Origin of the sequence: Enterocloster aldenensis (assembly GCF_003434055.1) — a bacterium.
Taxonomy (GTDB): Bacteria; Bacillota; Clostridia; order Lachnospirales; family Lachnospiraceae; genus Enterocloster; species Enterocloster aldenensis.
On sequence record NZ_QVEX01000014.1, the window covers coordinates 118508 to 143047 of the forward strand.

The 24540-nt window shown below is 49.3% G+C and carries 23 protein-coding genes; 1 reads left to right on the forward strand and 22 read right to left on the reverse strand.

Going from position 1 to position 24540, the window contains the following annotated elements; genetic code table 11:
• Window positions 1-166 precede the first annotated feature (166 nt).
• From DWX59_RS21790 to DWX59_RS21810, 5 genes are all read right to left on the reverse strand, one after another.
• Complete coding sequence (locus DWX59_RS21790) at window positions 167-2035, reverse strand: ABC-F family ATP-binding cassette domain-containing protein (protein ID WP_117561326.1); 1869 nt, start codon at window positions 2033-2035, stop codon at window positions 167-169.
• Between the two features lie 223 nt (window positions 2036-2258).
• Window positions 2259-3545, reverse strand: a complete 1287-nt coding sequence (locus tag DWX59_RS21795) for a TRAP transporter large permease (protein ID WP_117561328.1) — start codon at window positions 3543-3545, stop codon at window positions 2259-2261.
• Complete coding sequence (locus tag DWX59_RS21800) at window positions 3538-4044, reverse strand: TRAP transporter small permease (protein ID WP_117561330.1); 507 nt, start codon at window positions 4042-4044, stop codon at window positions 3538-3540. Before DWX59_RS21800 ends, DWX59_RS21795 begins: the two co-directional genes overlap by 8 nt.
• A gap of 12 nt (window positions 4045-4056) precedes the next feature.
• Window positions 4057-5136: a C4-dicarboxylate TRAP transporter substrate-binding protein gene (locus tag DWX59_RS21805; protein WP_117561333.1), complete on the reverse strand. Its 1080-nt coding sequence runs from the start codon at window positions 5134-5136 to the stop codon at window positions 4057-4059.
• Between the two features lie 110 nt (window positions 5137-5246).
• A complete protein-coding gene (locus DWX59_RS21810) occupies window positions 5247-6275 on the reverse strand; it encodes a zinc-binding alcohol dehydrogenase family protein (protein WP_117561336.1) in 1029 nt (342 codons plus the stop codon).
• A gap of 267 nt (window positions 6276-6542) precedes the next feature.
• On the opposite strand from DWX59_RS21810, the gene DWX59_RS21815 reads away from it, so the two are divergent.
• Window positions 6543-7217: a GntR family transcriptional regulator gene (locus tag DWX59_RS21815; RefSeq protein ID WP_117561339.1), complete on the forward strand. Its 675-nt coding sequence runs from the start codon at window positions 6543-6545 to the stop codon at window positions 7215-7217.
• Window positions 7218-7307: 90 nt separating this feature from the next.
• Here DWX59_RS21815 and xth read toward each other — a convergent pair whose 3' ends face one another.
• The 17 genes from xth to DWX59_RS29070 form a co-directional block, all read right to left on the reverse strand.
• A complete protein-coding gene (xth, locus tag DWX59_RS21820) occupies window positions 7308-8063 on the reverse strand; it encodes an exodeoxyribonuclease III (RefSeq protein WP_117561341.1) in 756 nt (251 codons plus the stop codon).
• Between the two features lie 12 nt (window positions 8064-8075).
• Window positions 8076-8564, reverse strand: a complete 489-nt coding sequence (locus DWX59_RS21825; RefSeq protein WP_117561403.1) for an S-ribosylhomocysteine lyase — start codon at window positions 8562-8564, stop codon at window positions 8076-8078.
• A gap of 47 nt (window positions 8565-8611) precedes the next feature.
• Complete coding sequence (locus tag DWX59_RS21830; RefSeq protein WP_117561405.1) at window positions 8612-10735, reverse strand: YARHG domain-containing protein; 2124 nt, start codon at window positions 10733-10735, stop codon at window positions 8612-8614.
• 113 nt (window positions 10736-10848) lie between these two features.
• Window positions 10849-12486 (reverse strand): ABC-F family ATP-binding cassette domain-containing protein, encoded by a 1638-nt coding sequence (locus DWX59_RS21835; protein WP_117561407.1) that lies wholly within the window; start codon window positions 12484-12486, stop codon window positions 10849-10851.
• 154 nt (window positions 12487-12640) lie between these two features.
• Window positions 12641-13276: a hypothetical protein gene (locus DWX59_RS21840; RefSeq protein WP_117561343.1), complete on the reverse strand. Its 636-nt coding sequence runs from the start codon at window positions 13274-13276 to the stop codon at window positions 12641-12643.
• A gap of 162 nt (window positions 13277-13438) precedes the next feature.
• The gene (locus DWX59_RS21845; RefSeq protein WP_117561345.1) at window positions 13439-14878 is read right to left on the reverse strand and encodes a lactate racemase domain-containing protein; all 1440 of its coding nucleotides are present in this window, start codon (window positions 14876-14878) and stop codon (window positions 13439-13441) included.
• 33 nt (window positions 14879-14911) lie between these two features.
• Window positions 14912-15934: an alcohol dehydrogenase catalytic domain-containing protein gene (locus tag DWX59_RS21850; RefSeq protein ID WP_117561348.1), complete on the reverse strand. Its 1023-nt coding sequence runs from the start codon at window positions 15932-15934 to the stop codon at window positions 14912-14914.
• 11 nt (window positions 15935-15945) lie between these two features.
• A complete protein-coding gene (locus DWX59_RS21855; protein WP_227115992.1) occupies window positions 15946-16716 on the reverse strand; it encodes an SDR family oxidoreductase in 771 nt (256 codons plus the stop codon).
• 11 nt (window positions 16717-16727) lie between these two features.
• Window positions 16728-17474 carry an ABC transporter ATP-binding protein gene (locus tag DWX59_RS21860; RefSeq protein WP_117561350.1) on the reverse strand — a complete coding sequence of 249 codons (747 nt, stop codon included), beginning with the start codon at window positions 17472-17474 and terminating at the stop codon, window positions 16728-16730.
• An 18-nt stretch (window positions 17475-17492) separates the two neighbouring features.
• On the reverse strand, window positions 17493-18209 hold the full coding sequence (locus DWX59_RS21865; RefSeq protein WP_117561412.1) for an ABC transporter ATP-binding protein: 717 nt from the start codon (window positions 18207-18209) through the stop codon (window positions 17493-17495).
• A gap of 29 nt (window positions 18210-18238) precedes the next feature.
• Window positions 18239-19003, reverse strand: a complete 765-nt coding sequence (locus DWX59_RS21870) for an ABC transporter permease (protein ID WP_117561352.1) — start codon at window positions 19001-19003, stop codon at window positions 18239-18241.
• Complete coding sequence (locus tag DWX59_RS21875) at window positions 19000-19821, reverse strand: ABC transporter permease (protein WP_117561354.1); 822 nt, start codon at window positions 19819-19821, stop codon at window positions 19000-19002. The genes DWX59_RS21870 and DWX59_RS21875 overlap by 4 nt, the downstream gene beginning before the upstream one ends.
• A 75-nt stretch (window positions 19822-19896) precedes the next feature.
• Window positions 19897-21042 (reverse strand): ABC transporter substrate-binding protein, encoded by a 1146-nt coding sequence (locus DWX59_RS21880; protein ID WP_117561356.1) that lies wholly within the window; start codon window positions 21040-21042, stop codon window positions 19897-19899.
• A gap of 39 nt (window positions 21043-21081) precedes the next feature.
• On the reverse strand, window positions 21082-22044 hold the full coding sequence (locus DWX59_RS21885) for a transketolase family protein (RefSeq protein WP_117561358.1): 963 nt from the start codon (window positions 22042-22044) through the stop codon (window positions 21082-21084).
• Entirely contained in the window at window positions 22038-22955 is a 918-nt protein-coding gene (locus DWX59_RS21890; protein WP_117561360.1) for a transketolase, read from the reverse strand. Before DWX59_RS21890 ends, DWX59_RS21885 begins: the two co-directional genes overlap by 7 nt.
• Before the next feature lie 51 nt (window positions 22956-23006).
• Complete coding sequence (locus DWX59_RS21895) at window positions 23007-24029, reverse strand: LacI family DNA-binding transcriptional regulator (RefSeq protein WP_117561363.1); 1023 nt, start codon at window positions 24027-24029, stop codon at window positions 23007-23009.
• A gap of 263 nt (window positions 24030-24292) precedes the next feature.
• A partial coding sequence (locus DWX59_RS29070; RefSeq protein ID WP_207660456.1) for a hypothetical protein occupies window positions 24293-24540 on the reverse strand: 248 nt, incomplete at its 5' end.

Consider the following 24540-nt stretch of genomic DNA (forward strand, 5'->3'; position numbering starts at 1 on the left):
CACTTTGTCCCTTTGTCAACAAAATAGCCCCTACCCGTCAATATCGTCATCCATTTCCCGTTTATGTATTTCAGATTCAGATAATATTGCCCCTTTATCCAGTAAAAAATAACCGCAGTGAATCCAATCACTGCGGCCGTGGTACTGAACATTATCCTGAATCCCCTTATTTCTGCGCTTCAATCTGTTCCATCAGCTCATTCAGGTACATCCAGCGCTCCATTTTTTCTTCCAGTTCTTTTTCCTTTGCATCCTTTTCAGCCATCAGTTCATTGAGCCTGGTATAATTGCTGGAGGACCGGATGATTTCCTTTTCCAGTTCTTCCACCGCTGCTTCCAGGCCCGCGATATCCTCCTCAATGGTCTCCCAGTCCCTTTGCTCCTTAAACGAAAGCTTCAGCTTCCTGGTGACGTTCTGGCCCTCTTTCCAGTTATTCCGCTTCACGGCCTGGTTTCCATCCTGGGCCTCCGGCGTATTGGCGGCGCCTCCGGCCGTCAGGGTTTCCCCTGTATCCGCACGGTTTCCTGCCTGGCTTTCCCCTGCTTTGGCCGTCCTCTGGTAATCCGTGAAGCCGCCCTCATACTGGGTCACCCTGCCCTGTCCCTCAAAGGCAAAGATGCGGTTTACCACACGGTCCAGGAAATACCGGTCATGGGAAACCGTAATCACAATCCCCGGAAATGTATCCAGATAATCCTCCAGGATTGTCAGCGTCTGGATATCCAGGTCATTGGTGGGCTCGTCCAAAAGAATCACATTGGGCGCCTCCATAAGGATGCGCAGCAGATAAAGCCTGCGTTTCTCACCCCCGGACAGCTTGCTTATGGCCGTATACTGGATATGGGAGGGAAATAAAAACCGCTCCAGCATCTGGCTGGCGCTGATGCTCCCGTCCTTTGTCTTTACATACTCCGCTGCATTTTTGATATAATCAATAACCTTCAGGCTTTCGTCCATGGCTTCATTTTCCTGTGAAAAATATCCCATCTTCACGGTCTGCCCTATCTCCACCGTACCGGAATCCGGCTGTACCCAGCCCGCTATGATTTTCATCAGGGTGGACTTGCCGCTTCCGTTCGGGCCTATGATGCCCACCCGGTCGCTCTTTAGGAAAATGTAGGTAAAGTCCTTCATCAGGACCTTGTCCCCATAGGATTTGCAAAGGTCCTTTACCTCCACCGTGGTGCGGCCCAGGCGGCTGGCAATGGATTCCAGCTCCACATTCCGGTCATACTCCGGCCCTGTCTGGTCCCGCAGTTCCTCATATCGCTGGATGTGCGCCTTCTGCTTGGTGGAACGGGCCCTGGCGCCCCTCTGGATCCACGCGATTTCCCTGCGCAGGATGGACTGGCGCTTGCGCGACCTGGCCTCTGCCATCTCCAGCCGCTCCGCCTTCAGCCTCAGGAACGCCTCATAACCTCCCTGATAGCCGTAGAGCTTTCCCTGGTCCAGTTCCACAATCCTGTTTACCACGCTGTCCAGGAAATAACGGTCATGGGTAATCATGAGAAGGGCGCCCCTGAAGTTCTTTAAGTAATCCTCCAGCCAGTCCGCCATGGCGCTGTCCAGATGGTTGGTGGGCTCGTCCAGTATCAGCAGCTCCGCCCGGCTCATGAGCACGCCTGCCAGGGCCACGCGCTTGCGCTGGCCTCCTGAAAGGGTCTCCACCCTGGCGTCATGGTCCCTGATTCCCAGCTCATTGAGCATGCTTTTTGCAGTGGCGGACATCTCTTCCCTGGAGCTGTAGTGGGTTTCATTTTCATTGTCCCTCATGATGCTTTCCAGCACCGTGTCCCCTTGGGTAAACTCCGGTATCTGGGGCAGATAGCGGATATAGAGGTTCCTTGTGCGGACCACGCTTCCGTCATCCGGCTCCTCCAGCCCTGCCACGATTTTCAACAGGGTGGATTTGCCTGTGCCGTTGATGCCGATCAGGCCCACCTTTTCCCCTTCATTGATGGAAAAGGCCGTGTCGTCAAACAGCAGCCTTTCTGTGTATGATTTTGTTAAATGTTCAATGGTTACCAGATTCATCTATATATCTTCCCTCTGCCTTTCAACAAGCCCCCTTGCAGGAAACCGGGCTTTTCCCATAGTATGACAATATCTCAGGAACCAATCCGTCCTTTATTCCCAGTCATTAAATTGTATCATCTATAATTATTTTTTGCAATATACGGTTTGCCCGGTTTAAGGTGCAGGAACCAGGCCGGTGTATGGTGGCATGGTCCCGATGAATTCTGGTAAATATGGCTGTTTAATAAAAGAGATTTACTAAAAATGTGGTAAACGGCTCAAACCAGGTTAAAAGCAGCAGGTTGGTTACCAGCAGTATGTAAAAGGGAACAGCCTCTTTAATAAAGTCAGCTGTCTTGCATTTGGTGATGGAACAGGTCACAAACATCAGTGTCCCCATTGGCGGTGATAGAGCCCCTATTGCATTATTGAAGATGTATATCATTGCAAACTGGATTTCATTGATACCATAGGAGGCGGCAATGGGAGCCAGCAATGGTACCAGGATAATCATGGAGGCATTTCCCTCTATGAACATGCCCACAATAAGCAGGAAAATATTAACCACTATGAGGAACACGATTCTGCTGTGGATGGTGGCCAGCATCCACTCTGTTAGCATCTGAGGAATCCGTTCCTTGGTCAGGATCCAGGAGAATACGGAGGCAGCGGATACAATCAACATGATGGAAGCCGTGGTGCATACGGTTTCCTTCAGTCCGCGGCACAAATCCGTCAGCTTCATTTCCCTGTATATAATACCCAGGATTACGGCATAGATGATGGCAACAGCTCCTGCCTCCGTAGCGGTAAACACGCCAATCCGGATTCCCCCGATGATGATGACGGGGAGCAGCAACGGCAGTACGGCGGGCCTGAAAACCTTCCAGAACCTGGGCCAGCTCATTTTCTCAGTGCTGAGGTTTCCATACCCCCTTTTCTTGGAAATGATACCCACAAGAATCATCATGGTCACGCACAGCAGCCCGCCCACGCCAATCCCTGAGATAAACAGCTTTCCAATGGATACATTGGCAATGCAGCCATAAAGAATCATTGCGATACCCGGTGGGATTAAGGGTGTTATCATGGATGAGGCGGCTGTTACCACACTTGAGAATTCGAGGGAAAATCCCTTTTTCGTCATCTCCGGCACCAGCATCTTGGACTCCATAGCAGCGTCTGCGATGTTGGAACCAGATAAGCCTCCCATAACCGTTGACAGCAGCACATTCACCTGGGCCAGCCCCCCGGGAAGCCGTCCGGTCACCACCTCGCAGAAGTTCATAATACGTTTGGTCACCCCTGTATAATTCATGAAAATACCGGCGCACACAAAGAAGGGGATTGCCAGCAGGGATATCTTTTCCGTACCCACGATGGCCTGCTGGGCAAAAACAATGGAGTTAATATCCGGGTTCAGAAGGAAATAGACCATGGAGCCTCCCAAAACCGCAATATATACAGGAACCTTTAAAAACAGCAGCGCCAGCATTACAATGGACGCCAGTATTAATATATCACTCATTGCTTGCTGCCTCCTTTGCCTCAGACTTAACACCTTTTGCCAGACTGTAGAAATAGCTGATTATCATATCAATATAGGAAACCATGGCGATTCCGTAGATTCCTGCATAAGGTATTTTCAACATGCTGGTGGAACGGCCGCTTCTTAAAAACATCTGTATGAATCCGATACTCTGCTTAAACAGATACCCGATAACAGCCACAACCACAACGGATATAACCACCTCCATCACTTTCTGTATTTTAGGCGGCATCATATCTACAATCATTTCAATGGCAACATGGTTGCCGGTTCGGAAGGCTGCGCCGGCAGCTGCGAACACAATCCACACCATACAGGCCAGCTGGACTTCCTCCAGCCAGGTAAACGGCGCTTTGAAAAGATAACGCCATATGACTCCCATGAATGTCAGCACAATCAGCACGGAAAGAACTGCTGCTGCAACTATTATATCCAAATCCCCCAGCCAGGACAGCCTACTTTTATTTTTGCTTTGCATAAGTCTTTCTCCTTATTCCCCCATTGCTTCTTTAACCGTGTCATACAGTCCCTGGGACCAGCCGAATCTGTCTCCCATGGTATAGAATGCCTGCGCCTTTTCCTTGAATCCCTTAAGCACCTCCTCGCTGGGTTCCACAACCGTAACGCCCTCATCCTTCATCAGCTGCAAGTATTCCTTATCAGCCGCTTCCTGTACCTGGTTATTATACTCCCCGGCTTCCTCCACGGTTTCAACCAGCCACTGCTGCTGTTCGGCGGTCAGGGAATTGAACCAATCAGCGGAGCAGACCCAGGTAGTGAAATTCTTCACATGACCGTCCAGAATCAGATAGGGAGCAACCTCATGAAGCTTTCTTCCGTATAAAGTGGCCAGGGGGTTCTCCGCGCCATCAATGGTCTTTGTCTGCAGGGCCTGATATACATCACCAAGAGACATGCCTGTAGAGGTGGCCCCCAGCACATCAAAGCCAATGGACTGGATTTCATTCGAGGGAACGCGAATCTTCATCCCGCTCAAATCCTCTACCGTGTTGACCGGTTTGGTAGTAAGGATATGCCGCTCTCCATATACCCAGTTGGAAGACAGGATTTTCAAGCCCTTTTCTTCCAGCTTGGCGCACTGTTCCTTATACCAGTCGGATTCTGTCAAGGTCCAGCACTGCTCCCAGCTGTCAAAGAGGAAGGGACCAAACACAATACCAAAATCCGGTACACCGTAATCCGCATAAAACGCTCCGTCCGCCAGGGTACATACATTCTCCCCTAACAGCATAGAGTCAATCAGGGATGATTTATCTCCCAGTTGGGAATCCGGATAAATCTCAATGGCCATGGTGCCGCCGGACTTCTGTCTTATGAGCTCCTGGGCCTTTTCCCAGCCAGCGCCCACTGGTTCGGAACCGGAATTTTCAAAGGCCACTTGCAGGACAACATCCGGCTCTGCATTATCTCCGGCCAACGCCTGACCTTTGCTTTCCCCTGCCTCTGCCGCTGCGCCTGTATCAGGCGCTGAACCACCTCCGCATGCAGACAGACCTGCTGCCGCCAATACCCCTGCCATGGTTAATGCCGCTAATTTTCTTAATTTCATCCTTGTTCCCTCCATCATCCATAATATATTTATTTTTTTCCGCCCCGTTGTGCCGGGTACCAACGCACTCCGCTATGCACAGCTAACGGAAAGCAACCATTAAACACGCCTTAATTTTTTGTGAAATCCAGAATTACCTTCAGCATATTGCCGGGATTATTGGCAAAGTCATGAAATGCCATGGCTCCGTCCTCAAACCTATACATATTGGTGATGATACGCTCCACCGGTGTATTACCTTCTTTTACCAAATCAATCAACTCCACAAAGTCCTTCTTTAATGCGTTTCTGGACCCAAAAACATTTAGCTCCTTTTTCTGAAGCAGTGTAAAATTGAAATCCAGGTTTTTCTTGCCCACACCAATGACAGCTACCTTCCCACCAAAACAGGCCGCGTCTATACAGTTCTGGAAGGTAGAAGGAAGCCCCACTGCTTCAATCGTCACATCAAATCCATCCCCGTCCGTGATATCACTCACCTTCCTGTTAAAAGCTTCTGAGGAATCATTAAGGAGTACTCCGTCCACGCCAAATTCCGTTGCCATCTTAAGCTTCCCCTGGGATACATCGGAAATGTAGACCTGGGCCCCCTTGGCCTTTGCTGCCACGGCGGCCAGCACACCTATGGTTCCTGCCCCCACTACCAGAACCCTGTCACCTTCGGTTACCCCGGCCCTGCTTACTCCGTGGTAGCTGATGCAGAATGGCTCAATTGCAGCCAGCAGCCTTGGGTCCAGCCCCTTTCCGTCGTAGACCCGTTCTTCAGGCATGGTTATGTACTCCTGGAATGCCCCGTCTCTCTGGCATCCCATGGTCTGGTTATCCATGCAGGCATTCACGGTCCCGTGTTCGCAGGAATAGCAGTGTCCGCAGTTAAAATAAGGATTGCAGGTCACAACCATACCGGCACGAAGTCCATGGCCATTATCCCTGTCAGCCTCCACTATTTCCGCGGAGAATTCATGTCCCGGTATACGCGGATAATCAAAGTAAGCAAAGGTTCCCTTATAAGAGCCCAAATCACTGCCGCAGATTCCGCCGTACAAAATCTTCAGTAACACCTCACCCTTTTTCCGCACCGGCATCTCAATGTCTTTGAACTCTACCTGACCAGGCGCCTTTATATACATAGCCTTCATTCATTATCCTCCCTTGCCTTCAATGTATTCTTTGTTGTATACATCAAAGTATATTAAATAGTATCCAAGTTGTCAATATTTTTTTGTCTATTCTTGTATCCTTTGTTAAAATTGTTAAAATTTTTTGGTATTTTTTATGCATTTTAACTATTTTAATTTAGTGGTCACAATATCATATCATCTCCCTTCTGCTTGAAGGAATCCAGTATCTATGTTAAGATACAATGAGGGATACATGTACGCACACATAAAAGGAGCTATGGGGAAATGGCAAAAACGAATCTAAAAACCCTGGCATATAACAGCATTAAACAAAAGATTATTACCTGCGAATATGCGCCGGGAACTTATTTAAGCGAGGAATTAATAACAGACCAGTTAAAGATAAGCAGAACACCTGTCCGTGACGCTCTGAGCCGTTTGGAGCAGGAAGGGCTATTGGAAATAAGACCCAAAAAAGGAATCATGGTCACCACCCTTTCCATCAAGGATGTGAATATGATATTCGAAATCCGTAAAATGTATGAGCCTTATATTTTAATCAATTATGGTTCGCTCATACCCGAGGACCGGCTCAATGAGTTCTATCAGATTTTTTCATGCAAGAATGCTGACAGCGAATGCTTTCAGAATAACAATTATTTTTATGACCTGGATTCCTCCTTCCACATGCTGATTGTCAACGCCTGTCCTAATATATACCTGAGACAAAACTATGAATTAATCCAGACCCAGAGCGAACGCTTCCGCTACATGACCGGCAACGTATCCAACAACCGTCTGGAGGAAACCTTTAAGGAGCATGTGGACATTATTGTGAACTGTCTTCAGAAGGATTGGAATGCTGCCGCAGAAAAACTTCTTCTCCATCTGGATGAATCTAAGAAATCAACTTTTAAATTGGTTTTTGACAGCATGGATAGCCATGATATCGGATTCTAGACAAAATAAGAGACCTCACAGCCCATAAAAATCTTCTGTGGGGTCTTTTATCATTAATATTTCAGTCTTTATTTTTGTCTTTCTGGCTTCCTACTCCATCACCAGCTCCACCGGACAATGGTCAGATCCCATGACTTGCGTATGGATGGACGCGCCAACCAGCCTGTCCTTCAGGCTTTCCGACACGCAGAAATAATCAATGCGCCACCCTGCGTTCTTGGCCCTGGCGCTGAAACGGTAGGACCACCAGGAATAAATCCCTTCTGCATCCGGATAAAAATACCGGAAGGTATCAACAAACCCGGCTGCCAGCAAATCCGTGAATTTCCCACGTTCTTCATCCGTAAATCCAGCGTTCTTCCGGTTGGTCTTGGGATTCTTAAGGTCAATCTCCTTGTGGGCAACGTTCAGGTCCCCGCAGAAAACCACCGGCTTATCCTTCTCAAGCCCCTTTAAGTAGGCCAGGAAATCATCCTCCCATTTCATCCTGTAGTCCAGCCTTGCAAGGCCGTCCTGGGAATTGGGCGTATAGCAGGTAACCACATAGTAATCCGGGAATTCAGCCGTAATCACCCGGCCCTCCGTGTCATGCTCCTCCATTCCGATGCCGTAGGATACGGATAAGGGTTCCTCCTTGGTAAACATGGCTGTGCCGGAGTATCCCTTTTTCAAGGCATAATTCCAGTACTGGTGATACCCCGGAAGGTCCAGGTCAATCTGTCCCTCCTGCAGCTTGCTTTCCTGTATACAGAATACATCCGCATCAATTTCCTTGAAAAAATCCAGGAACCCCTTGCCGACACAGGCCCGCAGCCCGTTTACATTCCATGAAATAAATTTTGCCATCTGTCTGACCTCCTACTGTTCCGGATACACAAGCCTGGATTCCGGAAATCCATCAATATGGTAAAGCACTTCCAGATACCGTCTTGACACGTACTTTGCCATGTCCAGGTTGTGGTCCAGACAGTTTCCGCAGTCCTTTGGCTCTGTCCCCGGGATTACCCCTTCAAAATCACGCACATATTCGAATGTATGGATGATCATGTCAAGGATGTCCCTGGAACCATAATCCCCGGCCATCAGGAAATAACATCCTGTCCTGCAGCCCATGGGCCCGAAGTAAATCACCTTGTCCCCCTGTCCGCTGTATATCCTCAGATAGGTTGCCGCCAGATGCTCCAGGGTGTGAAGCTCCGCGGTGTTCATGACCGGCTCCTCATTGGGGCTTGTCATGCGCAGGTCAAAAGTGGTTATCACCTGGTCCCCCACCTTGTCCTTGCGGGATACATAGATCCCGGGCTGTAATTTCACGTGGTCAATACTGAAGCTTGCTATTTTCTCCATCATCATTTCCTCCTGATCCATTTATGATCCTGTGGCTGTCCTTATTGTTAATCGCTGCCGTAATATCCATACAGGAACTTTGCACACGGCTCATCCTGGTAATTATAAAAATACAGGTAATTGCCAATGCTCCTGGTATAAAAATGTGGTTCTATATCCGATATGTTCCCGCCTTCATCTGTCAAGGTTTTCATCAGGCGGCCGTCCTTGTAAATATGGTACTGGACGCTGGCCGGATTGTCACGGTTCCTGTAATCTATGATTTCTATATAGGCCATATGGTCATCTATGCCATACACATACCTGGAGGGCAGCTCCTCCTCACCCTTGCCTCCTGTTTCATAATCCAGCAGGAACTTCCCATTAGGGTCATAATAATGTTCCGCCTGCTGGTCCGTAATGACAAAGACTCCCGCATATTCCCCGTAAAAGCGGACTTCTACATCCTCTGCCGTGACTCCATACTTTTGAAGCAGCTGGGGATGGGCTTCTGCAAAAGCTTCCTCCTGCCAGTAAAAGGGAGTGTCATCCTGGTCCTGTTCCCGGTCCACCCACTGGTTCTTTCCAATGGAATAATGGCCGTATCCGCCGGTCATCGTATCCATCATGGGAAGCACGGTGTCGCGGCTGCACTCCAAAAACAGGGACACCTGGTCACAGTCCACATGGCTGATGAACTGAAGGAGGTTCATATGGGAATCAAACACCCCAATCCCCTGCTCACCCAGCAGATAATCTCCGTCTGCCAGGATTACATGTCCTTGCGGCAGCGGGATGGCCGCGGTAAAATCCTCATCCGGCGCAAGCAGGTTAGCGGGCAGTTCTTTGGCCCCGTCCCCAATCCCCACATATCCAAGGCCGTTGATCAAGGACTGTCCGTCCTCCCCCGTAAGCCATTCAAACAGTTCGTATGCCTTGGAATCCTTTGGCGTATCCGCCCTGACGGCAGCATAAAAATCATTGACAAAGGGGTAGCTTTTGCTGCGGATTGTCTCGCTGGAAGGCATGACGCCGTCCACTGCCATGAAGGTAAGCTCCGGCTTCTGGTACATGTTCCTGGCATAATAATAAACCGAATACCCAAGGGCATCGCCTGTTCCGTCATAGGCGGAGACATTCTCCAGCAGACCTTCCATATCGCTTACAATCAGGTCCACAGGCGCCCCTGCCATCTTCTTTCCCTTCATCACCAGCTTTTCCATCAGGTTCTGGCTTCCTGATTCCATTGGCCTCTGGAAGGCCTGGATTTTCCGGTCCTTCCCGCCCACCTCCTTCCAGTTGGTGGTCCTGCCTGAATAAATGTCCACAATCTGGCTGCGGGTCAGTGAATGGACCGGATTGGACCGGTTGGCCAGGAATACAAGGGCGTCCCTGCCAATGGGCTTCATGATGACTTCATTTCCCGGTTCTTCAAAGGCTTCCAGCACCCGATCCCCCGGCTCATAGGCAATCACAAGTTCAGGGCGGTTCTCAGGCGAAACATATCCCGCAAACAGGGACATCCATGCCTGAGTTGTCTTTTCATGGGTGATGGCGGACTCTGCCTCCATCCTGGAAGCCCCTGTAGCCATCCTGTACATGGCCTGGGAAATGGGCAGGGTTGCGGTGGAACCGTCTATCCTTGGAAATTCCTCCTTCCCGATTATGGGGATGGAGCAGACGGCTGTCCCTGTCTCCATACCCTGTATGGCCTTCAGGTTATTCCTTTCATTGGGGCTCAGCACACTGTCGTCAAACCGGTCCGGGGAAATGGTCCCCTGGTACCAGGGCTGCTGTGAAAAGTATTGGTTCAGGTCATTGCTTTTAAACTGCCGCCCATGCCTTGCATATATCTCATTCCTGGCCAGGCGCAGTTCCTCCTGGGTCAGGCCGGCAAGCTCCTTTTGGGTATATACATGGGTCAGTGCATCCGGCAGGATATAATCATCCCCCATTTTTCCCACCTTATAAATAGTCCCATCGTCCTTTTGGTCCCCATCCCCCAGGTCAGGCCCCTTATCCGTTCCCTGGTCCGCCTGCGCCGTGCCGCCCTGCGTGGCCCCTGATTCCTGCGTGGTCCCTGTTCCCTGCCCCGCACTTCCCTCCGGATCAATCCTGGATTCCTGTGTGTGGCAGCCTGCCAGGGACAGCACAAGCGCCGCTGCCAGTATTACCCTATACTGTTTTTTCATACACTTCCCTTTCCGGCGTCCAGGAAACCAACGCCAGCCACTTAATGCAAAAAGGGGCAGGATAACCATCCTGCCTCCCTTTTATCTCTGTGTACTCCAGGAGTACACCTTTATTAATCGTCAGCCTCTTCGCTCTCTGTAATGGTAAACGTAAATCTCTTACGGGCCATTTCATCGCTGTCAAGGTACTCATCATATGTGGTAATCTTATCAATGAGCTTCCCGTTTATGATCTCCATGATACGGTTGGCAGTGGTCTGCACGATCTGGTGGTCACGCGAGGAGAAAATCAATACGCCGGAGAACTTAATCATACCCCGGTTAAGGGCGTCAATGGATTCCATGTCCAAGTGGTCCGTGGGTTCGTCTAACATCAGCACATTGGCCCCGGAAATCATTAGTTTGGACAGCATGCAGCGCACCTTCTCACCGCCGGACAGCACCTTCACCTTCTTCACGCCGTCCTCGCCTGCAAACAGCATACGTCCCAGGAATCCGCGGACATAGGTGGCATCCTTTTCAGGAGAATACTGGGTCAGCCATTCCGCAATGGTGTCGTCATTGGAAAACTCGGCGCTGTTGTCCTTGGGGAAATACGCCTGTGACGTGGTCAGTCCCCACTTGTAGCTTCCTTCATCCGGCTCCATCTCACCTGACAGGATCTTGAACAGGACGGTCTTGGCCCTCTCATTGGGCCCTACCAGGGCCACCTTGTCCTCACGACCCAGGATAAAGGAGATATCGTCCAGTACCTTCTCGCCGTCAATGGTCTTGGAAAGGTGTTCCACGGTCAGGACCTCGTTGCCGATTTCACGGAAAGGGCGGAAATCAATGTAAGGATACTTACGGCTGGAGGGACGGATGTCATCCAGCTCAATCTTCTCAAGTGCGCGCTTACGGGAAGTTGCCTGCTTGGATTTGGAGGCATTGGCAGAGAAACGCTGGATGAATTCCTGCAGCTCCTTAATCTTCTCTTCCTTTTTGCGGTTGGCTTCCTTCATCTGCTTAACAATCAGCTGGCTGGACTCTACCCAGAAATCGTAGTTTCCCGCAAACAGCTGGATCTTGCCATAATCAATATCCGCAATCTGCGTGCAGACCTTGTTGAGGAAGTAACGGTCATGGGACACCACGATTACCGTATTCTCAAAATTAATCAGGAACTCTTCCAGCCATGCAATGGCATCCAGGTCCAGATGGTTGGTAGGCTCGTCCAAAAGCAGGATATCCGGATTGCCGAACAGGGCCTGGGCCAGCAGCACCTTTACCTTCTGGGCGCCCAGCAGGCTGCCCATCTGGGCATAGTGAAGGTCAGTCTCAATACCAAGGCCGTTTAACAGGCTTTCCGCATCTGACTCAGCCTCCCAGCCGTTCATGGTGGCGAATTCACCCTCCAATTCAGCTGCCTTGATGCCGTCCTCGTCCGTGAAATCCTCCTTCATATAGATGGCTTCTTTTTCCTTCATTATCTCATACAGTCTTTTATTGCCCATGATGACCGTATCAAGGACCGTATAACCATCATATTTAAAATGGTCCTGCTGGAGGAAGGAAAGTCTCTGTCCCGGTGTGATGATGACATCCCCGCTGGTAGGCTCCAGCTGGCCGGACAGGATCCTGAGGAATGTGGACTTTCCCGCTCCATTGGCGCCGATAAGCCCATAACAGTTGCCTTCCGTAAATTTAATGTTCACATCCTCAAACAATGCCTTTTTGCCCACACGAAGGGATATGTTGCTTGCACTAATCATGTTCGTACCCTTTCTTTTATCTGCTTTTATATTGCTATCCATCAAAAGAGGGGTCATATACGGCCCCTCTTCCACGCTGTTTACCCATTATCAGATTGTACAAGGAAAATGCTTATTTTGCAAGGGTTTTTCATAAAATCCCGGAGATTTGCCCTTACTTTGCAGACTTAATCTCCACCGGATAGTTCACACCCTGGGAATTTACATAGGTCACGCTCAGCTTATCCCCGCTGTCCCCGGCCAGGGCCCCGTCCTCAATGGGGCAGTTATCCTTTAAAAAGCTGAGTTCCTGTCCGTCGTCCGTCTCCATGGTAAAGCTGCTCATGGCATTGGCCGTGGTGGTTCCCTTCTCCGTAAGGATGCTCCACTCTTCCTGCTCCGGCAGCGCCACCACCAGGGTCACGTCCTTAAGGTCTCCCAAAGGCGCGCCGATGTAGGCAATGGCAACCTGCACGTCCTCCGCGATTTCAACCTCCACATCCCGTATGTCAGCCGGACGGATATCATAATCCCTGCCATCGTCCGCCCGAAGGGTGAACACCTCCCCGTCGCCCGTAACCTTGGTCACGGTGCCCTGAAGCATATGGTACATCTCCTTGTACTGCGGCGCCTCGGCCGAGGTCTCCTCGGGCTGTGTCGCTGTGGGCTGCGGCTTTGTGGTTTCCTCCGTGGGCGCCTCAGTGGTGACTGTCTCCATGGTCTCCACCGCCGGCTTCCTGGTACACGCGGTCCCAAGGACAACGGCTGCCGCCATGGCCGCGGCTGCTATGATGAATGAATGTTTCTTCATGATATGTCTCCTCCTGTGCTGTATGATAAATGGTGTGGTCTTTATACACCTTACTGAAGCTTAACACCTGGAGAAAAAAATATCAATGAAAATTCCCTTAAGCCTTTATTATTTTTCACCTACTTCTACCGGAACACGCCCAGGGCACAGGAGCGGATTCCATCATTCTTTCATGCAAAGGTGTACTGCTCCCAGCTTAAATGTCATGGGCAGGGCCAGGATGTTTGGCCGGTCCCCGGTATATTTCTTCATGGCATCCTTAAGCGCCTCTTCGAAGCTGGCCCTTGTCTTTAATCCCATCCCGCGGGCAATCCCCGGCTCCTGGGCCCCGACAATATAGATGGCAGCCGTGTTCATTTCCGCAATATGGCCGCAGCTCATCATTGAGAATCCGTGAAACGGATGGAATGCGCCTGCAAACCGGTATCTGCGGATATATTCCTCATTTGTGGCAAAGTACTCGCCATAGCGGTTCATATCCGGCAGGATCTGATTATAGTCATGCTGGAACATATCATAAAGTTCCCTCAGGTAAGGCCACCGCTCATCATGGAAATATCCATTGCAGATGGAAGAGCAGATTATGACGCAGCGCTCGCTCATGACCCGCTTATGGCGGATGACCTGTGCTGAGAGGGCCTGCATCATCTGGATGGGATTCGTCCCCATGCCATTACCATAATGGAAATCCTGAGGCATGCCAAATACCATGATATCATATTTTTTGTCCGCCCAATGGACATAGGTCCGTTTGTCCGCGGTAATCCAGGACAAGGCCTGCATTTCCTTGGCGTATCCGCTGTTAATCTCAATCTGACGGGAACAGGTGTCCAGAACCGCATCGCAGCAGAAAAATTTACTGCCCATGCATTCTTCCATGTACATGCCGATTTCATCAAATTTGGAGCGCATCAGGGAAGTCCCGCTGACCGGGACAAAGTCCTTTCTGTGCATGACCTCCGGCACATGGTGGGTGGCTATGCTCCTCCAGTGCGTGATACCTGTGGCGCAATGTTTGTAAGCACCGGAATATCCTCCATACGGATTGCCCTGGGTATGTCCAATCAGGATGGCGATATCTGAGTCGTGGACATACTTATTCATGATGACCCTGTCCCCCCGGGCCGTACATCCCAAATCCACCAGATGCTCATAATCTTCGCTGTCATGGCTGATTATCTGTCCGGATCCGTGAAACTCCCCGAACAGTTCCGGCCCCAGGATAGCCTTCATCTCTGAAACGTTTGTCCTGGGATGAAGGCCATTGGAAAAAATCAGGAGGATATCCTTTTTCTCCACCCCGGCTGCATATAATTCCTCCAGTATCACCTTAATGGATACCTTTCTGTGGGAGGTGGGCTGTGTTCCGCCCTTTACAATATCCGGAATCACTATGGTAACCTTGCTGCCCTTATGGGCCAGCCTGCTAAGGGGTTCCATACCAATGGGATTCCTGACCGATTCCCTGGTTTTCTCCTCAACCAGGTCCTCCGGGATATACGGGGGGTCCGGCACTGTTTTTCCGGGAATGAACACATCTGTCAGTTCATCCGGAAGCTCTGCCCCCATAACGCCTGTCCCATATTCAAAATCTATTCTCATCCATACCCTCCTCTTATTTCATAGAGACACGCCTTAATCAAATGTAAGAACCACCTTGCACACATTTTGAGGCTGGGATTTTATGATTTCAAACCCCTTTTCAATATCCGTAAAATGGAATCTATGAGTAACCAGTCTGTCTGGTGTGAGTTTTCCCCTGTCAATGCCATCCACTACCGTGGAGAATAGGCGCGTACTTAATCTGGACCCATAGATGTCCAGTTCCTTTTTCGTCAGTTCGGACTGCGGTATCAGGCTTGGGCGGGAAACCAGGCCCACGGTCACAATCCTTGCCCCGTAGGCTGCCGCGGCTATGGCTTCCTCCATACTGCCCCCCACACATGCCGTATTAATTATGACATCCGCCCCCTGTCCATGGGTAAAATCCATTACGGACCTTTGAAAATCTTTTTTTGACACATCCGCTGTCAACTCTGCCCCCATATCCAATGCCCGGGATAGACGTTTTTCTATTACATCGGTTACCATGACTGCAGCGCCGCGCATCCTGGCCGCCTGCATTGCACAAAGCCCGATCGCGCCGGAACCAATGACCAAGACCTTGTCAAGGGGCCCTGTATTGGCCCTGTAATTGGTTTGGGCGCCTATGCTGAACGGTTCTGCCAGGGACAGCAGTTCATTGGGAATTGCCTGGTTCCTGTACGCATAAACCTGTTTCCTGCTGACGCACACATACTCCGTAAACCCGCCGTTTCTGTGAACCCCCATGGTCCGCAGGGAATGGCATATATTTGGTCTGCCGCGCCTGCAGGACGGGCATCTGCCGCATGATGTCACCGGATCCACGCACACCTTATCTCCTGGTTTTAAATCAGTGACAGCACTTCCCGCCGCCTCAACAATCCCCCCGAATTCATGGCCCAGGATCATGTCTGTTCCTGCAAAAGGATGGCTTCCCTCTGCTATTTCACTATCACAGGCGCAGATGGATGCGGCGGTAATCCGAATCAATACATCATCCTCCTGTCTGATATCAGGCTTTGGAAGTTCCCTGATTTCCATTTTATGTTCTTTGGTTATGTATACTGCCTTCAACTTAAGTCCTCCTATCTGGCCAAAAAGCCTCCATCCACATTAATGCAAAGTCCCGTGACATAATCTGATGCCCGGGAAGCAAGGAAAACCGCAGCGCCCTGCAGGTCCTCAGGCTCCCCCCAATGGCCTGCCGGAATCCTGAGGTTAATACTGGTCAGGAATTCCTCGCCCAAGACCTTCATCTTTTCCGGTGAATTCAGGTCTGTCTTAAAATATCCCGGGGCAATGGCATTCACACAGATTCCATGGGATGCCAGTTCGTTGGAAAAGGATCTGGTCTGAAGTAAAACAGAACCTTTGGAGGCCGCATAAGAAGCATTGTTAAATGCGCCCACAAAGGCCAGAAGCGAGGCAATATTGATGATTTTCCCGTATTTCTGGGGTTTCATCACGGCTGCCGCCATCTGAGTCAGAAGAAATGGGGCCTTGGAATTAACCTTAAAAACAAAATCCCATTCATCCGCAGTACATTCAGCAAGGCTTTTCCTCAGGTTCACTCCGGCATTATTGACCAGGATATGGAGCCTTCCCCCCAGCAGCTCCAATGCCCTGTCAAACCCTCTTTTTAAGTCCTCTTCATCTGAGAGGTCGCAGACCACTCCATGTATGGGGGCGTCCTGTCCCGCCATGTCTTCTGCAATCCTGTCTATCTCCTTATTCAAATCCAAAACCACTATCTCACAGCCGTACCTGTTAAGGCCCTGGGCCATGGCCTTTCCAAGCCCCTGGGCCGCCCCTGTGACGATTGCCTTTTTTCCTGTCAAATCAAATAAATCATCCACGTTCTGCTCCTTTACCACCAACGGATCTGGTCTGTCACGTACTTCCGTATTTTCATGAACCCATCATCTGCAATATTCCTGGGATATGGCAGGCTGACCGTCACTTCCTCCTTTACAGCTGCCGGCTTTTGGGAAAGAATCAGGACACGCTCCGCAAGATATACGGCTTCTTCAATGTTGTGTGTGATGAAGATTACGGTTGATTTCAGTTCCCGCCACAGCCGTATCACCTCATCCTCCAGATAGAACCTGCTTTTTATATCCATCTGTCCATAAGGTTCATCCATAAGCAGCAGGTCAGGCTGCATTGCAAAGGCCCTGCCAATCACAATTTTCTGTTCAGCGCTGACAGATAACTCACAAGGATATTTCTTCCTCATATCCTCCATTCCCATCAGGTCCAGGACCTTTTCCACCTGTTCATCGATGTATGCCTTGGGCGCTTTTTTCAGTTCCAATCCATAACGCATGTTCTGCTCCACCGTAAGCCATGGAAATGCCGACGGTTCCTGGAATACAAAGGAAAAATTATGTTTTTTAGGATCTGCCTCCTGGCCGTCAATCAGGATTTTCCCTGAAGTAGGTTTAATCAGACAGCATAACAGATTTAAAAATGTAGTCTTGCCGCAGCCCGTGGGTCCTACCACACAGACAAATTCCCCCTGCCTGATTGAAAAATTGCAGTTTTCCAGTACTTTTAAATCCCCAAAGCTCTTTGAAAGATTCATTACCTGGACCTTATCTCTTACTTCTTCCATAAGCCCTCCATCCTGTCCCTAAAACGGCAGATCCGTATTGGCAGAAATCTCCTGCCGTATCCTCATGAATTCCTTATCCAGATTGTCCCTGGGTCTTGGAAAATCGCTTAAGTCATATATTTTCTTGACTTTGGCCGGACACCTGCTGAGAAGGATCACACGCTCACCCAGGTAACAGGCCTCCTCGATATTGTTTGTCACAAATATAATGGTCTTTTTTTCCTTTTCCCAGATTTCCAGGATTTTGTCTTCCATCATATAACGGGTCTGTGCGTCAAGGGCCCCGAACGGTTCGTCCATAATCAATACCTCCGGACCGGCACAATAGGCCCTTGCAATCCCAACCCTCTGCTTCATACCTCCGGACAGCTGGCGGGGATAGCTCTTTTCAAATCCATCCAGCCCCACAAGGTCAATATAATGTCTGGCGTCTTTCTCTATCTGTTTAGCCGGGCGCCCTGCCAGTTCCGGGCCAAAGGATACATTTCCCATGACCGTCCTCCATGGAAGCAGCGCTGTTTTCTGAAATACCATGGATATCCTTGGGTCCACACCGTGAAGTTCCTTTCCCTCATATCGGATTTTGCCGGATGTGGGCGGGTATAGCCCTGCTATCATATTTAAGAGGACTGTCTTGCCAGCCTGTCCCGGGCCCAGTATGACCAAAAATTCATTTTCATAAATATCAAATGAGATACCATCTATAATCAAATTAGCCCTGGTTCTGGAAAACATGGTCTTATTAATGTCCTCCAGCCCCAGCTTTACTCTTCTTTCCACGGGCACAACCACCTTTCCACCCTGGTCAGCACTGCTGACAGCAATGCGCCGATTACCGCAATCACAATAATCCCAATGACAACCAGCGCAATGTCCGCGCTGTTGGAACCAAGATTAACAATATAGCCAAGACCTGTTTTAGCTGAAATCATTTCTGCTGCCAGCACCACTGTCCACGCTACCCCCACCGCGGTTTTAAGGCCTGCGAATATGGCGGGAAGGGAGGAGGGAAGTACAACCTTTAAAAACATCTGTCGGCTGTTGGCCCCAAATATCTTTCCCACATTGATGTTCAGTTCCGGAACCATGGAAACACCTGTATATGTGTTGACCACAATGGGCATCACCGCACCGATGAAAACAATCACTATCTTTGATGTCTCACCCACGCCCAGCCAGATTGTAATCAGAGGGATCCAGGCAATGGCGGGAATGGGGCGGATCATCTCAAATACGGGCTTGCATACAGCAGAAAACACCTTGTTCCATCCTAACATCAATCCGAACAGGACTCCGGCCAGGGTTGCAATCAGCCATCCCATAAAAACCCTGCGCAAGCTGTCTGCTATGTGGATGCCGATATGGGCGCCGCTGATTGGTTTATCCAAAAGCAGCAGGAAACGTTCCCATACGGCAAAGGGTGTTGGGATCATCCCATCCGGATTCATGGAAACCGCGCACCAGGCCAGAATTAAAAAGACAATTGATAGAACCGACAGCAGGTTCAGCCATATATTCTTATTTTTCATGAGCCAAACCGTCCTTTCACAACATAGCTCTCCACTATGCTTAACAGTGCATACAGGATGACTCCCACCACGCCTATGACAGCCATTCCCATGAGGATTATGTTGATTTTTCCATATTGACGTCCCATGAGGATCATGTAGCCAAGACCTCTGTCAGATGCCAGCATTTCCGCTGCCACAAGGGTTGACCATGCATTGCCAAGTGAAACCTTATATCCCCCGAAGATCATTGGCAGTGAAGATGGAACCCCTACTTTCAGAAAGATGGTCCAGTTGCTGGCCCCGCAGGTTTTTGAAAAATTCACATATGTTTTATTAACCTGACGGATTCCAGTATAAGAATTAATGACAATTGGGACAAACGCAGCAAAAAAGATAATAAAAGACTTAGCCAGATTGCCGATTCCAAGAACCAGGATAATCAGCGGTATCCAGGCAATGGCAGGTATGGGACGTATCAATTCAAAGACCGGGTTGACTAATTTCTGAATTGGTTTATACCATCCCATTAAAAGCCCCAAAGGAGTCCCTATCATGATTGCCATCCCAAACCCGCTCAGGGATAACCTGAGGCTGGCAAACAGGTTCTGCATCAGCGTGGCCCCGTCCGGGCTTTTATCCCACAGCTTTTTGTAACAGCCTGCCAGGATTTCGGATGGAGGGACCAGCTTTGACGGATTCACAAGGCCGGTTCTCACTGAAATTTCCCATATTGACAAAAATAATATGATTCCTGCTGCTGACAGGCCAATATACTTTAACTTTTCCCGTTTATACAGCGCTTCATAATCCGCTGCATTCTTAATCTCTCTTTTCACATTAATCTCCTGCCTGACAAAGCGGAGGGGCCGTCTCCGGATGGCCCGCTCCGGCTTTTTGTTACATGATTCCTGTTACTCTGCAGCTGCATTGTTAATAAACTGCGGGTCGTAGCACTCATCACTCATTACTTTGTCCTTTTCTTCCTGTGAATATATGCTCTGGTCCACAAAGAAGGTCATCAGGTCGCCAATCAGGTTCTTCTGAAGCTTACTCTTTCCATCCGTTTCTTTGGTAAACCATGCCTTCTGCTCTTCAATGGCGGGAGCTCCTGTTGTAAGTTCAATCAGATTCATGCAATCTTCCTGTGTGCTGTTCATACCATACTCCTGGCAATAGTCGTAAAAATATTGAGCCGCTTCCTCCGGATTATCCTTCATCCAATAACATGCTTTTAAATATATATTTAACCATGTCTGCACCACATCAGGGCGATCCTTGATAATGCCGTCCGTTGCAAAAATCAGGTTGCTGATATCCATGCCGACCGCGTCCGCGCTTGTTACCGGAATCCACCCTTCCTTTTCTGCCTGCAGGCAGAACGTTACCCACTGCGATACAGCGTCTCCATTGCCTGACTTGAACGCTGAAAATGATGCGGCCGTATCCAGGTTTGTTATCTTCACATCATCCGTTGTCAACCCCATTGTTTTAAGTGTTGATTGAAGTACCATTTCCTGGGTTGTCCCCTTTGTCAGAAGATACTCCTTTCCCTTCCAGTCATCAGCCGTACCATAGATTTCACTGCTTGTCTCATTGTTTCCTTTGCCTGCCTTCACAAGGTCACTGTCAGGCCTGGCGTAGATTTTGTTTAAAGGGTTATCAAATATACTCATGCCGATTACCTTAACCCCATAATTAAGCATACCGATAACAGCGCCGGGCGTTCCTGAAGTACCAATCTCCCATGCATCGGTTGCCAGCGCCTCCATCTGCGGGCCGCCTGCCGTATATATCATAAGTTCAACGTCCAGCCCTGCATCTTCAAACCACCCCTTTTTAAGTGCAATGTAACTTGGAAGCCCGTGGGCGGAGGTATGGTGGCTGGTAATAAGCTTCTGCATCTTTACTTCACCGGAAGCTTCCCCTGTGCCCTGGGCTGCGGCCTCTGTTTTTGCCTCACTTGCCTTTGGCTCCTCTTTGCCTTTAGAACACCCGCCAAGGCCGGATACACATAGTGCCGATACCAGTAATAACGCTGTTAACCTCACTTTTTTCATAGTTCTTCCCCTTTCTCCTTTAACATTTTAAGAATCCTGTTACTGCCCCATCATCTCTTTTGCCCGGCTCACAATATCAGCCGCAGTCAGTTTATAAAGACCTTTCAGCTCCTTCTCTGTTCCCACCTCCCCAAATACATCTTCTTTTCCCATCCTCACAACCCGAATCCCTTTTTTATCATCCAATTCTTCTAATACCGCGCTGCCAATCCCCCCGTGCCTGGAATGGTTCTCCACCGTAAGGATCCCTCTTGTTTCCTGTGCCGCGGCCAGTACCGCCTCACGGTCAACCGGCTTTATGGTAAACATGTCCAGCACCCTGGCATGTATCCCTTCCTCCTCCAGACGGTCTGCTGCCTTTAGGACATCCCCGACACACATCCCTCCTGTAATAATTGTCAGGTCCTTGCCCTCCCTCAGATGCATGGCCTTTCCAAGTCTGAACCTGGTGCCCTCCTTGTATATTTTCATGCTGCCTTTCCTTGCAAGGCGGATATACGCAAACCCTTCATGATCCGAAACCAAGGGCAGGATTCCCTTAACCATGGCAGAATCCGTGGGTTCCACAATTAAAGCCTCAGGAATCATACGGAATATGCCAACATCCTCCATGGCCATGTGGGTGCCGCCGTTATGCCCGCAGGTATAACCAGGGTCAGCCCCCACCACCTTAACATTAAGGCGGCTGTACGCATCCGATATATAAATCTGGTCCAGGGCCCTTCTGCTGGCAAATACCCCGAATGTATGTATAAAAGGCATCATTCCCTCTTCAGCCATCCCGCCTGCAAAGCTGGCCATATTCTGTTCCGCGATTCCCATATTCACAAAATGCTCCGGATATTGCCTGGCAAACCCAAGCATCCCCATTCCGTAAGTAAAGTCCGCCGTAATGAGGACAATGGGCCTGCCTTCCTGAATCATCTTTATATGGGTATTGATATAGGCATCCCGCAGGTCTTCCTCATCCAACTGGTATGTATTTTCTATTTTTGTTAACATTCTTTCCCATCTCCCCCCTGATCCGGTATCTTTTCATGTGCTTCTGACATCTGCTGCATCAATGCTGAAATCTTTTGATTCAAATACGTCTCTGCCTCTGCAAGCTGCCTGTCATTGACACCAATCCCGTGATTGAATTCCATGTGTTCTGCAAAGCTGCAGTCCTTTCCCTTGACCGTGTCCAGACAGATTAAGGATGGCATTTCATCCTGGGCTTTTGCATTTTCGACCGCCTTTGCAATCTGCCCCACGTCATGTCCATCAATTGTCTGTACATACCACCCAAACAGCTGCGCATGGGCTCCAATTCCTTGTGTGGGCAGGATTTCCTGAACCTTTCCATCCACCTGTTTTTTGTTTCCGTCCACAAATGCAATCAGTTTCTTCTGTTTGTGGAATCCGGCAAACATCAATGCTTCCCATACCTGCCCCTCCTGGCATTCCCCATCCCCCATGATGCAGTAGGTAAACACATTCCGTCCGTTCAGCTCATTCGCCCAGGCAATCCCGCACGCAGCGGACAATCCCTGCCCCAATGATCCTGTAGACATATCGATTCCCGGTGTCTTTGTCCTGTCACAATGGCTTGGGAGCCTGGTCCCAAGCTTATTCAGGGTGGTTTTCCAATCTTCCGGGAAAAAACCCTTTAACAGCAATGCCGCATAAAGGCTGCAGCCGCAGTGGCCCTTGGACATGACCAGACGGTCCCTTTCCTCATCCCTTGGATGCTTTGGGTCATATCGCATCTCCCTCCCATACAATACCGCAATTGTATCGGAGACAGACATGGTCCCACCCACATGCCCCTTCTTTGCCGAGGCAATCTGCTGTAACGCGGTCTTACGTATGTTGGCTGCGAAGATTTCCAATTCCGCCCTTTCCTTTTGTGTCATGAAACATCCACTCTCCATCTTTCTAATCTCCCCCTCCTTGTAAACGTTTACAAACCTATCAAAAAAACTCTACTCGAGTTTTTTTACAGAATTCCCCTCCTCTATCTCACAGTTAAATATAACCTCGCTATTATACATGGCCCTGCCCTCTCCTTCCAGTTTTGCAATTAATAACTCCCCTGCTTTTTTCCCAATCCGGTGTCCGTCCTGAATCACTGCAGTCACTTTGGGCTCTATCAGTTCCGAACCCAGCTGCCCAAAGGAAACCAGCGACAGCTCCCCGGGAATACGTATTCCCAGCTTCCTTGCGGCCGTCATGATATTCTCTGTAAGTTTTCCATTAAGGGAAATCATGGCCGTAGGCATGATATCCTTTTCTTTCCACTCCGCCAATATGGCTGTTATCTCTGAGAGCGTTATGTTCCTGCCCTTTCTTCCTTCCACTATGTACCGCTCTTCCAGCAAAATCCCCGCTTCTTCCAGCGCATCCTTACATGCGTTAAAACGCTCCTGCATAAATGGCAGATGCGGCAGCAGTCCATTGGCAACGCTGACTTTTCTGTGTCCTGCTTCAATCACGATTCCGGCCAGTTTGCGGGATGACAGATAATTTTCATCTGTAACCATATCCACCTTGGCATCCTTTAGCCTTCGGTCAATCAGGACAATCGGGAGGTTACTTTCATTAAACATGGTTCCATCCGTAGTACTTGTGGCTATGACCAGTCCATCTACCATGTAGGAGGACATCTTATCAAACATCTTCTTTTCTTTTTCCGGGTCATTCTCAGACACTGACAAAATAATGCTGTATCCGGATTCGGAAACCACTGCTTCCAGCCCCTCAAGAACCTGCATGAAAAACACATTGGTCAGCCGCGGTATGATAAGACCTATCACTTTTGTCTTGCCGCGCTTGAGCCCGCTTGCCAGGGCATTCATCTCATATGATAATTCTTTAATAGACCGGTTTACCTTCTCAGCCGCTTCGGGACTTACCACCCCGCTATTATTAAGTACCCGGGAAACCGTGGCAATGCTGACCCCTGCATGCCTTGCCACATCTATAATTGTTACACTGCCCTTTTTCATATTTTCCTGCCCCCTATTCTCAGTTATCTTGAAAACGTTTACAGCATAGGCACGTTATTTTTATGAATTCCAAAGAAAATATGTGCTGAAACCAACTGGTCTGCAACCATTTTACTTACAATTTTCCGATTTATTCATGAAACATTCTTTGAAAACGTTTACTACTATATATGGATAATATAGCACAAAGAAAATGAAATTTCAAGATGTTTTTGTAAATAATAACAACATCAACCAATCCCAAAAAATCCCAGGCAGGTATCTTATATATAAAAAGACCAAAATACGCTTAAATCCCGGCGATAAATCCATGCAGGCACCTCCTGTCCGTTCCGGTGTATTCCTGTGTGTTTTCCAAACACGTCCTGATATAGTATGCCCATATTCCGGATGATTCCTGCCGGGTATTCCGGAATTTCATGGAGTGTGCCCTGTCTGAGCCGGTCAATCTTGTTTCCTTTGGCTGCCGTAAGTCGCCGCCACCCGTAAAACGGGTGGCTCGGTGAACGGG

Bases quoted from the DNA above. Each gene is read 5' to 3' on its own strand.
- DWX59_RS21790 (WP_117561326.1), bottom strand. From the start codon at position 2,035: ATGAATCTGGTAACCATTGAACATTTAACAAAATCATACACAGAAAGG.
- DWX59_RS21795 (WP_117561328.1), bottom strand. From the start codon at position 3,545: ATGAGTGATATATTAATACTGGCGTCCATTGTAATGCTGGCGCTGCTG.
- DWX59_RS21800 (WP_117561330.1), bottom strand. From the start codon at position 4,044: ATGCAAAGCAAAAATAAAAGTAGGCTGTCCTGGCTGGGGGATTTGGAT.
- DWX59_RS21805 (WP_117561333.1), bottom strand. From the start codon at position 5,136: ATGAAATTAAGAAAATTAGCGGCATTAACCATGGCAGGGGTATTGGCG.
- DWX59_RS21810 (WP_117561336.1), bottom strand. From the start codon at position 6,275: ATGAAGGCTATGTATATAAAGGCGCCTGGTCAGGTAGAGTTCAAAGAC.
- DWX59_RS21815 (WP_117561339.1), top strand. From the start codon at position 6,543: ATGGCAAAAACGAATCTAAAAACCCTGGCATATAACAGCATTAAACAA.
- xth (WP_117561341.1), bottom strand. From the start codon at position 8,063: ATGGCAAAATTTATTTCATGGAATGTAAACGGGCTGCGGGCCTGTGTC.
- DWX59_RS21825 (WP_117561403.1), bottom strand. From the start codon at position 8,564: ATGGAGAAAATAGCAAGCTTCAGTATTGACCACGTGAAATTACAGCCC.
- DWX59_RS21830 (WP_117561405.1), bottom strand. From the start codon at position 10,735: ATGAAAAAACAGTATAGGGTAATACTGGCAGCGGCGCTTGTGCTGTCC.
- DWX59_RS21835 (WP_117561407.1), bottom strand. From the start codon at position 12,486: ATGATTAGTGCAAGCAACATATCCCTTCGTGTGGGCAAAAAGGCATTG.
- DWX59_RS21840 (WP_117561343.1), bottom strand. From the start codon at position 13,276: ATGAAGAAACATTCATTCATCATAGCAGCCGCGGCCATGGCGGCAGCC.
- DWX59_RS21845 (WP_117561345.1), bottom strand. From the start codon at position 14,878: ATGAGAATAGATTTTGAATATGGGACAGGCGTTATGGGGGCAGAGCTT.
- DWX59_RS21860 (WP_117561350.1), bottom strand. From the start codon at position 17,474: ATGGAAGAAGTAAGAGATAAGGTCCAGGTAATGAATCTTTCAAAGAGC.
- DWX59_RS21865 (WP_117561412.1), bottom strand. From the start codon at position 18,209: ATGTTTTCCAGAACCAGGGCTAATTTGATTATAGATGGTATCTCATTT.
- DWX59_RS21870 (WP_117561352.1), bottom strand. From the start codon at position 19,003: ATGAAAAATAAGAATATATGGCTGAACCTGCTGTCGGTTCTATCAATT.
- DWX59_RS21880 (WP_117561356.1), bottom strand. From the start codon at position 21,042: ATGAAAAAAGTGAGGTTAACAGCGTTATTACTGGTATCGGCACTATGT.
- DWX59_RS21885 (WP_117561358.1), bottom strand. From the start codon at position 22,044: ATGTTAACAAAAATAGAAAATACATACCAGTTGGATGAGGAAGACCTG.
- DWX59_RS21890 (WP_117561360.1), bottom strand. From the start codon at position 22,955: ATGGAGAGTGGATGTTTCATGACACAAAAGGAAAGGGCGGAATTGGAA.
- DWX59_RS21895 (WP_117561363.1), bottom strand. From the start codon at position 24,029: ATGAAAAAGGGCAGTGTAACAATTATAGATGTGGCAAGGCATGCAGGG.